The 14,088-nt window shown below is 43.3% G+C and carries 4 protein-coding genes, 1 tRNA gene, 2 rRNA genes and 3 pseudogenes; 3 read left to right on the plus strand and 7 right to left on the minus strand.

Translation table 11 applies throughout. The features are described 5' to 3' along the window. Window positions 1–43: 43 nt before the first annotated feature. The 5 genes from dptH to AC5YBZ_RS13180 form a co-directional block, all read right to left on the minus strand. Entirely contained in the window at window positions 44–5,266 is a 5,223-nt protein-coding gene (gene dptH, locus AC5YBZ_RS13160) for a DNA phosphorothioation-dependent restriction protein DptH (protein ID WP_494543014.1), read from the minus strand. After that, a complete protein-coding gene (gene dptG / locus AC5YBZ_RS13165; protein ID WP_494543015.1) occupies window positions 5,247–6,596 on the minus strand; it encodes a DNA phosphorothioation-dependent restriction protein DptG in 1,350 nt (449 codons plus the stop codon). Before dptG ends, dptH begins: the two co-directional genes overlap by 20 nt. 2 nt (window positions 6,597–6,598) lie before the next feature. Continuing rightward, entirely contained in the window at window positions 6,599–8,194 is a 1,596-nt protein-coding gene (dptF, locus tag AC5YBZ_RS13170; protein WP_494543016.1) for a DNA phosphorothioation-dependent restriction protein DptF, read from the minus strand. Window positions 8,195–8,656: 462 nt separating this feature from the next. Continuing rightward, window positions 8,657–8,845: a helix-turn-helix transcriptional regulator gene (locus AC5YBZ_RS13175; protein ID WP_494543017.1), complete on the minus strand. Its 189-nt coding sequence runs from the start codon at window positions 8,843–8,845 to the stop codon at window positions 8,657–8,659. A gap of 212 nt (window positions 8,846–9,057) precedes the next feature. Next, a tRNA-Trp gene (locus AC5YBZ_RS13180) sits at window positions 9,058–9,134 on the minus strand. 268 nt (window positions 9,135–9,402) lie between these two features. Here AC5YBZ_RS13180 and AC5YBZ_RS13185 point away from each other — a divergent pair. The 3 pseudogenes from AC5YBZ_RS13185 to AC5YBZ_RS13195 form a co-directional block, all read left to right on the plus strand. Then, window positions 9,403–9,780: pseudogene (locus AC5YBZ_RS13185) on the plus strand (winged helix-turn-helix domain-containing protein); the annotation flags it as partial. Continuing rightward, window positions 9,768–9,947 (plus strand): annotated as a pseudogene (yacG, locus tag AC5YBZ_RS13190) (DNA gyrase inhibitor YacG); the annotation flags it as partial. The pseudogenes AC5YBZ_RS13185 and yacG, both read left to right, overlap by 13 nt. After that, a pseudogene (locus AC5YBZ_RS13195) lies at window positions 9,910–10,213 on the plus strand (NUDIX domain-containing protein). The pseudogenes yacG and AC5YBZ_RS13195, both read left to right, overlap by 38 nt. Window positions 10,214–10,639: 426 nt before the next feature. Here AC5YBZ_RS13195 and rrf read toward each other — a convergent pair. Next, window positions 10,640–10,755, minus strand: a 5S ribosomal RNA gene (gene rrf, locus AC5YBZ_RS13200). Window positions 10,756–10,859: 104 nt separating this feature from the next. Further along, window positions 10,860–13,753 (minus strand): 23S ribosomal RNA (locus AC5YBZ_RS13205). Window positions 13,754–14,088 lie beyond the last annotated feature (335 nt).

Genomic DNA, 14,088 nt, shown 5'->3' on the forward strand with positions numbered 1-14,088 from the left:
AAGTAAGGAAGTGCCTGAAAAATGCGTACAACCTTCTTAATATCTAATTTGTTAACTCCCAAAACGCCTTATCTTTGATCTTCTGTACTTTTTTATCGCCATCCACATATAAGCTGTAGTGCTTATCTAGCTCACGTATGCTCTTCATCAGGTTCTCTTGATCTGACTTATCATCCTTGTTGAAGATTGACTTAATGTCTTGATTTTTAATCTGCGATACCCGGTGCACAATCCAACTTAAGATGTAAGACGAATAATCATTTTCACTGGTTTTAAAATGAGTGATATCTTGCGTGGACAAAATGACCCCCACACCATATTCACGGCCCTCTTTTAGGACCTTGCGTAGGCTTGGGAAGTTTTGCGACATAAAGTTATCGGCTTCATCAACAAGTAACAGCTTAGTGACTTGTCTAAAGTCGCCCTGCACTTCTGGTTTGCCCTGCTTTTGCATCTGCGAATAGAACAAGTCCATCGTCAATGCCACAACTAGATTTTGAATTTCTGATGGGTAACCTGCTAATTCAACCACTGTTATGCCGTCCACTAGCTCATATAAGCTAGTGCACTTTTCATGGTTATCTTCGAAGATCTCTAGCTCATATAAGCTTTCTAGTGCTGCGTAGAGTGAGTCTTCAGTTGGCTCAGTCTCTTCAAACAGTGCCCAAATATCACTAATCGTTGGTGCAGGCTTGCTCCAAGTACTTTGATCGCCTTTTTTAATACCCGCAAGCTCATACGCTTCGCCAATAAGCTTTCGCAGTTTTAGTTGTTGCTTCTGCCCTAAACCAAATGCTTTGCCCATAGTCTCAGAGAAACCACGCGCCGTATGCACAGGCAACATAGGTGTGTCACCAAATAAACTGAGCGGATTGTAAGGCAGTTTATGCAGGTTAAACTTTTTACCGTTAGTGGCTGTTAAGAACTTCTCGTCGACATAATCTGATTTGTAATCGAAGATCAAAATACCAATTGGTTTACCATCCACGTTACGGTCTTGCTGACGATACAACTGAGTGACTACAGACTTGGTACACTGTGTTTTACCCGTACCCATGGTGCCAATAATACCTGAGTTGGTATTCATAAATTTGGCGGTATTAGTTGGCTCCCAATACACTTCGGCACTGTCACGCACGTCATGACCCACTAGAATCTTTATCGGCTCATTATCTAGCTCTGGTTGACTAACTAGAGTTTGTTCCACGGTACTGGAAGGTACATTCAAATCGCTAACGGCTGTGTCTGAATCCTTTTCTACAAGCTCGGCGTCTTTTATTGGATCTTTAGTCGGTAAAAAATCACTGAGCTCGATCGCGCGACTTGATGCCGCAGGAGTATCCACACTAGTGCTTTGTTGAGCAGTTGGTTGTGGCTCTGGTAAAACCTGTTCTGGTTGTTTTCTCGTTTCACTTGAATGATCAGCACTAAGCAAATATTTTTCTGGGATATGACAAAGTTGCTCGGGACGAACATCCGTCATTAACTCTTGCAGCGGTGTACTAACCAGTTGTTTCAAATAACTAATAGGCAGCTGAATTTTTAAGATGTCGTCGACTTCATTAAAATCTGCTTCAAAGAAAGTATCGTTTTCAACATGAGAAAGCATAAAACCGTCTGGATAGTTTGCGAGCTCAGCAATACTGTAGTCACCTTGCAACCACCATTCACGGTCAGCTAAGAATCCGTCAAAGTAAGTATCTGAATAGAGATTATATAGCTCATACTTGTCTATCTGCATCAGTACCTGTCTGATGAACAAGCCACGATATAACATGCCAGCAAAGCCATTACGGCCCAGTATGTCTTCACACAGATAGCGCTTAAGCTCTTTAGCTTGCTGCACACCTTTACTGTGGGTTTGTTTGATGCCGGTTTTCACTTCAAGTGGTAACACGTACATCTGTTTATCTTTAAAGCCAACAAACAGTACATCATCAGAGATGAGTCCAGACTTATAGCCTTGGACGTTACGCGAGAAGTCACTGTCAGACATCTTAAGACCGATGTTACCGGTTACACGGATCATCTCGGCAACCGAGAGCGGTACCCATGTAATGTCAGATTGCGACAATAAGCAGTTTACGAATTTATACGCGCCAATAATGCCCTTTTTCTCTTTACGCTCGTTGGCATTCGCGGTGATCATTTTAAGCAGCCACTCACCATTAAAGGCATTAAACTCTTCAGTTATCCCGCCTTCGTCCTGCTCAAGCACCTTCTTGTAAAGCTCGGTTTGGCGAGTAACGGTAATTGCGTCGTAATTCGCCGAGTTGGTGTAGTTATCCGAATAGTGGATCAACACCATGTCTTTCGCATTCTCGAAAAAGTCTAAGGTCACCTTGGGATCAATTATGGTGGTCCAGATTGAACTAACATATGAGCGCTCAAGCAGGGCTCTAAAGTTATCACTCACCACCAACGCCATTGACTTAGAGTTACCCGTCGGCTCACTTGATAGACGAGCAGGCTTGATGAGGCCGCCCAGCTTGTGGGCAATTTGTAGATGTGCTTGCCCTGTGGTGTCCACATTCTTGAGCCCAAATGCAGTAAAGTAGCTGTCTTGCTTATTGGCAGCGGCTTCACCCGCCATTAGACCATGACAAACCACTCCACTTAGCTGTTTATCAACATTGACATCTCTTGGCTCTACTTTGCTGTTATTTCTAAAGAAGCTAAGGTGTGAATAAGCTTGTTTTCCATCAACCTTGCCATTTTCAAACTTACTATAAGTGAGTCGAGTGCGTAGCAAATCGATAATCATATCCGCTTGCTCACGTACCGCGCCTTTATCTAGTTCATATAAGTTTTTAAGCTCATCGTAGCTCGCCGTCTCGGCGAAGCGATCGAATTCGCTATAGACAAGTTTATCGTCATACAGATTTACATGAACTTGGCAGACCTTGTCTTTATTGGCCTTAACAAAATCAACCAATCCCATAAAAATTTCGTGGTTTGATTTGTTATTAACTGAGTTAATAATCAATGTAGCTTTAGGGCCTGCATTAAACAGGGCCGAGAAGGCATTTTTAAATTCACCAACTTTATCTTTTACTAGCTTACGCACATAAGAAAAGCTCGTATCTTGTTGTGGTACGAGTTCTAACCAAAAGCTATTTTCTTTCTCTAACTGACTAAAGGCAAAACCATGAATAGGGTCGTAGATAAAGGGTAATAATCCACGGGCATTTAGCCTGTCAAGGGTCACTTTTGGCAGTGTCTTAAAACTATGGCTTTGATCGAGGGTTACATGCTCAGCTAATGATAAATAGTAAGCAATGACCATAGGGTGGAATGGCGTAATATATTCTTGGCCACTAAAGGTCGAAAATCCGATATTAATCAGCTGTTTTTGCTCAGCGGTAAGCAAAATATCATCACCAATTGCACCAATAGCATCATTGTATTGTTTTACAACTTGCCCGGCTAAAACACGATACTCCGGCCCCCAACTACAGAGGCTCGGTAATGTACGGTGTTCAACGTAATAGTCAAATAATGCTCGATAAGCAACAAACAACGACGGGTATGTTGCCTCAATATCGTTGAGAGATAACGGATTTTGTTGTTCATCGCGCCTTGTGAGTAGTAAGCCGTCAACAATTTCAGCTTCCCACTGCAATAGGGTTAAACGCTTGCCTTTGGGTGAAAGCTCTTTGTTGTCGAGTAAGACTTTATTTTTTGCGCGATTAAAACTACCAAGGTAGTCATCTTGGTATAGTCGCGTAAATCTGTCTTTATCTAAGATCAGTGGCAGAGTTAGTGAGTCAGTTGCGATTGCGCCCTCAACATTGAACGTTAGCCATGAGTCTTGGCCTTTAACCACAAAGTGCAGCTCGTCAGACTCGTTTGCTATCTGCTCGAAATTAATCTCGCTAGTCGTTTCATTGTCGAAAACCTGTCCAATCTCATCGAGTACCGCTTTAGCGCCCTCTTTGCCACCGTCTATGCCAATCACAAAACTGCTGTCTTCTGTTTGCAGTGTGATCCGCGCGGTCTTCTTAGATGAAGTTGGTGGTTCGATTAGGAAGTTGTTTCTAAAAGCATCGATATAGAAGTCGCCGCTTCTAATCACTAACACTTTGAACTTATAGCGTTCCGCTGTTTTCTCTCTTTTTAGATCAAGAGTGAAGAACATCGCTTTACCAGTATAGGCACCCGTAACCGTCACTCGGCTGCGTTTTCCGCCTGAGTTCACTGGATTTGCGATTTCAATTAAGTCTGTTTTATTGTGCAGAATTGAGCACTGCTTACGTTCGATTTTACCGCCAATAAACGTCAACTCGAAACCAAAATCCTGTTGGTCTTCTTCTATAACCAAAATCAAATGGCGTTCTCTGCGTCCCGCCTTTGTTTCGGCCTTGTTCTTTGCTATTAGCTCCCCTTGCAGGATCACCTCACTTTCGAGCTCTAATAGGTTTTTTCTGTTCGCTTCTTGCTCTTGCTTACATGCACTAAATTCTAAGTCGTTCTTCCAACTTTCAAGTCCTTCTCCGCCAAAATTTCGCTCAACAAACTTAGAACCGAAATCTTTTTCAGCAAGCTTTTCTTCCAATTCATTAGGGAAATGATGAGTAATACGTTCAATATCTTCATACAGCCGTTTGTTCTCATCGAGTCGTTTATTGATTTGCTCTGGCTTACCATCCCACGTCAGAATTGCAGGGTCATTTAATAGGCCCAGCTCGCTAAACTTTAGATCGCCATCGAGTAATGCATTGTAAAGTTTTTCAAAACCAAACATGGTTGCACCATCATCGACGATTTGATTAAACCTATGCTCAAGCAAACATTCTGAGACTTTGCGAGTCCCGTTAACGTCATCGATTAACTTGTACATTGCTTGTTTAATCTGCTCGGGATGCCAGATACTTGCAGGCTGCGCTACATTTTCAGCAGAGTTAATCAGGGTGTCTAGCATACTGTTGTGGATCACTAGCAATGCACAGTCTTCAAACTCACCGAATTGCCCTGCTACTTCATCGCGCAAGTGTGAGATGAAGTTCTCTGTAAAACCAGGTGCCGTATTCGAGTCTTCGCTATGTAATACCGGCAAAAGACGAGAGTGACCACATGTTACTATTGATAACTTCGTGCCTTTAACATCAATCGTGCCATCAGCTTTTGATATAATCGACTCAAACAGTTTCAAGCTATTTTCATTATCAGGAGACTGAAACTGATATCGATAACCAGGCTTAATGGAATGCTGCCCCCAGTTTAGAAATTGTTCAGCCAGAAAATCATTAAACTGTTTTAAAGACATATACTGCATCTCCACTGTCACTCATACGCTCAACATTGCCGATACGCTCGTAAAATTTTATTAAAGCCTGTTGGCTTTGTTTATCAAAAAAGACACCTCTTGCCTCGAAAGCTAAGATAAGCTCATGGAATCGCAGCTTTTCTTTTTCGCCCACAGCGATATTTGTTAATAAAATTAGGTAGTCCTGGTTAAACACCATTACACGCCCAGAGCGCCCCCGACTTTGAATAAAGTGAGAGCAAAGCTCAGCTTCTGCTGATTTGACGTATTGCAAATTGATATCGTATCGAGTTTCACCTCGACTGAATTGCGCAGCACCTAGCTTTAATAAATTATCGAGTTGATCTAGTGGGTCTTTAGAATCAGATAGGCTGGTATTAAGTTGTCTGGTTTCTTTAAACTCAGCAGCGTAGTTTTCAAGTGCATCAACACAAATAGGATTTTCAGCTAAGTTTTGTGCAAACGCCCAGATAGGCATAGTCTGATTTTTACTATCTTGTAAGTTTTCGTTCATGGCTAGGTATGGAAAGATGCTCCAAAGAGCTATAGACAATTGCTTATGCCCATAGTCCTTTACCAATGTGCGCTCATCACTTGCTTTTTCGGTATCTAAAATGAAGTAATGCAATTTAGGGCTTGGCTCACCTGAGCGCCAATCTTTTAAATTTAGTGCCAACTGCGCAGTATACAAGTGCGCGTATAGTCGAAGAAAATCTTTGAAAATAGATAGTAAATATTTGGGTCGTTTACTTAAAAAGGTGAGATCTTGTTGAAAATGGTTAGCCATGAACGGTAAATAAGGCGCCTCCTTAGTCACGACATCACCCTCTTCAGGATCCTGAGTTTTTAGGTGAAGGCTGAGTACGTCATATAGCTGCTGCTCGAGAAAGTTTAGCTTTGCATTCGGTTTTTCTGTAAAAGAAAAATCTTGTAATAAGCTAGCAAACATATTGCCTAATCGACCGTTTGGTGTATTGCCCACAGCCTTATTCGTTTTGAACAATAAAAATTCTGGCGCAATTTTAAACAGCTCATTACCTTCAAAATACATTTTATCTAGTATCGGCCAAAAATCAGCTTCATCTAACTTACGCAGAAATGTCTTTTGGCTAGCCTCTTTGAAATCTGTTAGTTCAAATTGCTTTTTCTTTTTACCGGTTAGATCTGTTGGATCTTTAAAGGAAATGAACTCTTTTCGATAAGCGTGTTTTACTACGTGGCCTAGTGCACTGTCCCAATCAAAAATGTCATACCTGTCTTTTGTTCGGATAGGAAAGTAACTGTTTAACGTATTGTTTTTTACCTGCAACTCAGATTTTAATAGCAACATAATTATAGGCCACTCACTTCAAATTCATCAAAATCGTCATTTGCAATTTTGTATCGGTCATTTCTGTAAAGTATGTGCAAAGTATTCGCTTCATTTGCCACTTCAGCTATCTCTTCAACAAGCTCATCTAAAAGCACAACGGTATTCTTATCATGCTTATTTGGGCGGTAGCCTTCGACAATACGTAACATCAGACTCATTAGGTTGATGTTTGTCGGTAATTTCACGATACGTTTACCCACTTTAAAATAGGTATTGAAGTGTGATGTTTTAATCTCTTTATCTTCGGATATTTGGGGTAGATGAACCTTAAGTTCTAAGTCTGCAGCTAACTGAAAACCGTTGTGTTCAGAGATAAAAAACTCACCTTTGCCTAACTTCGGTGCATTACGATTGTTGTATTTATGGATCGCAGCAATTGCAACATCTTTATAGTAGTGGCGTAGTGCCTGCTTATGTTCATCAGAACCATCAAAGTGGCAATGTAGGTGCCAAACCTCAGAATATTTCTTAATCAGGTCTTGTTGGAAGTCAGCACTAAATGAAAGGTGATAATTGTTAGCAAACTCTGAATTTTTTAACAGATAGAAAAGTCTTAGATAAGATTCGGGTGCTAGTGAGCGAGCAAAACCCTTTAATAACAGTGCCTCAACAAAGACCTCATAGCTATGTTCTGGTAAGCCTAAGCTTCTCGCTAAAATAAATTTATCTATATGCTGTGTTCGGGTATTTGCCGGATCAAAATCAACAATTTTACTCGCTAATTCGTTATCGGAACCGGTGAATAAGTTATCAAATAAGTAACCAGGTCCTGCTAATAAATGAAATACAAAATCAAGTAACGCACGTGCGGTAAGGAACTGGTCCTTAACTAATCTAGCTTTAAATAACAGCTCGATAATTGTTTGCTGCACCGATTCATCGCTTAAGAGCTCATAGTTGGCACACAGCTTTTTGTCCACAGCTTGTGTTAGGGCTTTCTCGTGCTCAAAATACTCTCGAATGATGTTATTAGTAGGGGCGGTAAGTTTTTGAAGTAGCTCCTGCACAAACTCGGCCGTATAGCCATTTTTCCCTAATATAAACTTGGGAAACTTCTCAAAGTCTAAAAACTGGTGATTGGCCCTAGTTGGTGAGTCATCAAGGAAGCTTTTTATTGATGATTTAATATCATCGTGCTGCTCTGCGCCCTCTTGAGCATAGTTTCCAAGCATACCGACGTTAATACCAACTACGAGCGTTTTAGTAGAAGTACGGTTTTCCTCAAATAAGGCATCAAGTGTTTGAATTGCATTAGACGTTGGTGAAAAGCTATGGGTCGCATCTAAATGAAATTTATAGCGTTCCTTAAACAGCGCCATTTCACAATAACGAGTTAAGATTTCAGACTTACCATCACCACTACTGCCACATAGGAAAATAATGTCATCTTGGCTCGCACTAATTAACGCTTCTTTAAAAGCTCGCTCAATATCGGTTGTTATAAAGAGATAATCCTTTATCCGATCCTCGATAGAGTTATCATTCTGGTTTAATGTGCGTACTGCATAAGGAGATGACTTTGACAGCACAGATAAAATGGACTTGAACCTTAACATAATGCTCCAATTGGAAATTCGATTACATCAACCCTTGCGACTATACGTAATTGAATAATAAACGCAGTGAGTTAAGTCTAGATCTTATTAGTTCGGGCAGAAGATTAGAGGAGTACCAATAATGGCTAGCTGTAGTGACATGAATACTTCCCTTTAACAAAAACTCCTTTAAGTAGATACAAGATACTAGTAACGACTAAAAAGGCAACTAATTTATGACGTTATATGCCTAAAGTTATGTTGATATGACTGTTTTGCATGAGCAATGCAAATCATAATTCACTGTCAAAATGCAGCTTATTTGATTAATCAGTTTTTCATCGAGCAGGTAAACTAAATCACCAGTGCCCCTTACGCTGCTAGGTTTAGTGACAACCGATGCGTTTGGTGCAATCTAAAAGTGAGACTGTTAATTATGACGAAAAGACGTCTTGTGAAGTTGTAGCAATTAGTAAGAGTAACCTATTTAGCCCCATCTCTCGACTTAACCCTATCTCTTATCCACTCTTGAACCTCATCCTCAACCCAAGCTACGGAGCGAGCCCCTAAAGAAACAGGCTTAGGAAATGAGCCATCCGAAACATTCTTATAAATTGTTGAGCGAGCCATACCTGTACAGTCGATAACATCTTTTAATCTAATCAGTCTCATAAATAACCTGCAAAAGTAAAATAATTCTTGATGTAGAAAAGCTAAAGCATAACTACATTATACTAACACGGTCACCGTTTGGTCACCGTTTGGTCACCGAGAGAAATTACTAGAAGTATAGAAAGCTGGATATGGCAGGTAGTTGATGACACAAAACATGAGGAAAGCCAGAAAAGACAAAGGCCTAGCATTTCTGCTAGGCCTTCTAAATTTGGCAGGGGTGGCAGGACTCGAACCCGCAACCATCGGTTTTGGAGACCGCTGTTCTACCAATTGGAACTACACCCCTGTTGACGTGGGGCATTATGCAAAAACACCTGCCAAAGGTAAAGGACTTTTTATACCAAAACCACTTAACTGCGGGTTTTTCATGCAAGAAGCTTAATATCATAAGTATTGGTGCATTTTTCAATGCAAAAAATAATATCAACAATGCGTTATTTTCAGTTTTGCGACTTTTCAAACCACACGTTACATGAGCCTTTTCTCCAAAGAATCGCTGAGTGTAATCAAAACCCTATAGTTGACGGCACAGAACGCCACAACAACTAGACATGGTCGAAGGTTTTGTAAAGGAAAGAAGTGCTTCTACTTATGGCGGACAACATTAAGCAAAAGACGTTGGTGAGTTTATACACACTCAATTTGGTGTTGAATATGAGGGCATAAATGTCTATAGACTGCTTCATCAATTAGCCTTTTCGTGGATAACAAGCCGCTCTAAACATCCTAAAAAAATGAAGAGGCTCAACGACTTTTTAAAAACCTTTCTCATGGAAACGATCCTTAACACCCCCTGGCCATTTACCGCTTATTCGGATCGATGTGTGTTCCAAGATGAGGCCAGATTTGACCAGCAAAACACGACGACTCGAGTTTGGGCACTAAAAGGCTCAAGACCAAGAGCAATTAAGCAACAACATGCAGCGAACGCTGCAAGCTAATCGATCTAGGCGACTGGGCATCAGAGAAACATGCCATTCCGGTTAAACCAGAATTCGATGCCGACTCCTTAGATGCACTCGGGTATGATGAAGCAGATCTTTTTCAAGGACAACTAACCAATGAAACGCGTACATGTCGCCGTAGGTGTTGTCATTAATGCCGCTAACCAAATACTGCTGGCCAAACGCCCAGAGCATCTACATCAGGGCGGAAAATGGGAGTTTCCCTGTGGTAAGGTTGAAAATAACGAAACCACCTCACAAGCACTAATCAGAGAGTTGCAGGGAGGGTTACAAAACCTTCTCAGGAGAGCCTCGCGGCCTTGAAGGCCAAGCAGTCACATGGGCAGAGTTCAATACATTAACAGAATATGACTTCCCCGCCGCTAATAGCCCTATCATAGAAAAACTTCTCTCTTTATAGTGCCATGTAGTCCAATATCTACAGATATTGGACTTTCTATGCCCTACGTGGATGTAGAGAATGCAGCAGCTATTCACTGCCTATCATATGAATTGCAGCATGCTTTGCACGCGCTACTTAGCGCCCATGTTCGAGTGGTCATTTCAACAGCGGTTAAACGAAAAGATCCCCAACATAAAGTGCTGGGGATTTATCGACTCTCTTTCGAGAAGTATTAGGCGCCTATTATGGTCAGCTTCGAGCTAACTCTCCGCGTTCAGCTCCAGCATCAAGCTACGCTTGATAAGCGCAGCCGCTTCACCCTACTCTACATGGGGTTGAGCCTCACTACGTTCGGACTTTTTATTTCCCCATGTTCGAGTGGTTATCTCCAGGCTAAAACGAAAAAAGCCCGTTGCATTAGCAACGGGCTTTATCGTATTAGGCGTCTGGAAATGACCTACTCTCACATGGGGAGACCCCACACTACCATCGGCGCGATTGCGTTTCACTTCTGAGTTCGGGATGGGATCAGGTGGTACCACAATGCTATGGTTTCCAGACAAAATTGGAAATTTAGAAAGCTGTTTTAAATTTGAGTACACTAAATCAAGTGTCTGTATTCTTTCGCTAAGTATTCACTTAGTTAGAAACCCTTTTGGGTTGTATGGTTAAGCCTCACGGGTCATTAGTACAAGTTAGCTCAACGCCTCACAACGCTTACACACCTTGCCTATCAACGTAGTAGTCTCCTACGGCCCTTTAGAGGACTTAAAGTCCTAGGGATGACTCATCTTAGGGCTCGCTTCCCGCTTAGATGCTTTCAGCGGTTATCGATTCCGAACGTAGCTACCGGGCAATGCCATTGGCATGACAACCCGAACACCAGCGGTTCGTCCACTCCGGTCCTCTCGTACTAGGAGCAGCTCCCTTCAATCATCCAACGCCCACGGCAGATAGGGACCGAACTGTCTCACGACGTTCTGAACCCAGCTCGCGTACCACTTTAAATGGCGAACAGCCATACCCTTGGGACCGACTTCAGCCCCAGGATGTGATGAGCCGACATCGAGGTGCCAAACACCGCCGTCGATATGAACTCTTGGGCGGTATCAGCCTGTTATCCCCGGAGTACCTTTTATCCGTTGAGCGATGGCCCTTCCATTCAGAACCACCGGATCACTATGACCTGCTTTCGCACCTGCTCGACGTGTATGTCTCGCAGTTAAGCTGGCTTATGCCATTGCACTAACCGTACGATGTCCGACCGTACTTAGCCAACCTTCGTGCTCCTCCGTTACTCTTTGGGAGGAGACCGCCCCAGTCAAACTACCCACCAGGCACTGTCCTCAACCCCGATTCAGGGGCCAGAGTTAGAACATCAACACTACAAGGGTGGTATTTCAAGGTTGACTCCACAAGAACTGGCGTTCCTGCTTCAAAGTCTCCCACCTATCCTACACATGTAGGGTCAATGTTCAGTGCCAAGCTATAGTAAAGGTTCACGGGGTCTTTCCGTCTAGCCGCGGGTATACGGCATCTTCACCGCAATTTCAACTTCACTGAGTCTCGGCTGGAGACAGCGTGGCCATCATTACGCCATTCGTGCAGGTCGGAACTTACCCGACAAGGAATTTCGCTACCTTAGGACCGTTATAGTTACGGCCGCCGTTTACCGGGGCTTCGATCATGAGCTTCTCCGAAGATAACCCAATCAATTAACCTTCCGGCACCGGGCAGGCGTCACACCGTATACTTCCTCTTGCGAGTTTGCACAGTGCTGTGTTTTTGATAAACAGTTGCAGCCACCTGGTATCTGCGACTCCCGTCAGCTTAGAGAGCAAGTCTCATCACCAACAGGAGCGTACCTTCTCCCGAAGTTACGGTACCATTTTGCCTAGTTCCTTCAGCCGAGTTCTCTCAAGCGCCTTGGTATTCTCTACCCAACCACCTGTGTCGGTTTGGGGTACGATTCCTGCTAACCTGAAGCTTAGAAGATTTTCCTGGAAGCATGGCATCAACTACTTCAGTTCCGTAGAACCTCGTCGTCAACTCTCAGTGTATGTGCACCCGGATTTGCCTAAGTGCACCACCTACAGCCTTAAACGCGGACAACCAACGCCGCGCTAGCCTAGCCTTCTCCGTCTCTCCATCGCAGTTAGCAGAAGTACAGGAATATTAACCTGTTTCCCATCGACTACGCCTTTCGGCCTCGCCTTAGGGGTCGACTCACCCTGCCCTGATTAACATTGGACAGGAACCCTTGGTCTTTCGGCGAGGGGGTTTTTCACCCCCTTTATCGTTACTCATGTCAGCATTCGCACTTCTGATACCTCCAGCGTGGGTTACCCCTTCACCTTCAACGGCTTACAGAACGCTCCTCTACCGCACTAGCGCAAGCGCTAGTACCCATAGCTTCGGTGTATTGCTTAGCCCCGTTAAATCTTCCGCGCAGGCCGACTCGACTAGTGAGCTATTACGCTTTCTTTAAATGATGGCTGCTTCTAAGCCAACATCCTAGCTGTCTAAGCCTTCCCACATCGTTTCCCACTTAGCAATAACTTTGGGACCTTAGCTGATGGTCTGGGTTGTTTCCCTTTTCACGACGGACGTTAGCACCCGCCGTGTGTCTCCCGAGTAGTACTCATTGGTATTCGGAGTTTGCAAAGGGTTGGTAAGTCGGGATGACCCCCTAGCCTTAACAGTGCTCTACCCCCAATGGTATTCGCTCGAGGCGCTACCTAAATAGCTTTCGAGGAGAACCAGATATCTCCCGGTTTGATTGGCCTTTCACCCCCAGCCACAAGTCATCACCGCATTTTTCAACATACGTGTGTTCGGTCCTCCAGTTGATGTTACTCAACCTTCAACCTGCCCATGGCTAGATCACCGGGTTTCGGGTCTACACCTTGCAACTAAACGCGCAGTTAACACTCGGTTTCCCTACGGCTCCGCTATTCGCTTAACCTCGCTACAAAATGTAAGTCGCTGACCCATTATACAAAAGGTACGCAGTCACGGTCTCAAGAACCGCTCCCACTGCTTGTACGTATACGGTTTCAGGTTCTATTTCACTCCCCTCACAGGGGTTCTTTTCGCCTTTCCCTCACGGTACTGGTTCACTATCGGTCAGTCAGGAGTATTTAGCCTTGGAGGATGGTCCCCCCATGTTCAGACAAGATGTCACGTGTCCCGTCCTACTCGTTTTCACGTAAAGTTAGTTTTCATGTACGGGGCTATCACCCTGTGCCGCTGTGCTTTCCAACACATTCCACTAACACCCTCTACGCTTAAGGGCTAATCCCCGTTCGCTCGCCGCTACTAGGGGAATCTCGGTTGATTTCTTTTCCTCCGGGTACTTAGATGTTTCAGTTCCCCGGGTTCGCCTCACAACACTATGTATTCATGTTGTGATACATGCTTATGCATGTGGGTTTCCCCATTCGGACATCGTTAGCTCAAATGCTTGTTACTAGCTCGCCAACGCTTTTCGCAAGTTACTACGTCCTTCATCGCCTCTGACTGCCAAGGCATCCACCGTATACGCTTAGTCACTTAACCATACAACCCAAATGAGTTTCACAAGGAAACAAACTTTATCAAGCGGGTAAGCTTGATGTTGTATCGCAACTAATGGTGTTTACTTTCGCCAAAAGAATACTCATGAATCATCATTACAATGATTCGGCACTTGATTTAAGTGTTTGAGAACTCAATTTTAATTTTCGCGTCAATGCTACAAATAATCACGTACAAGTACGTCACTATCCCTTTCACATTAACACTATCAGCTTTCCAAATTTTTAAAGAACAAGCATCGCCGTTAAGACGTGCCACCTGCTCTAACAAGAACAAGTTATCTGTGTGAACACTCAACAAACATTAAGTTAGTCGTA

Source organism: Shewanella sp. 553, assembly GCF_059338375.1.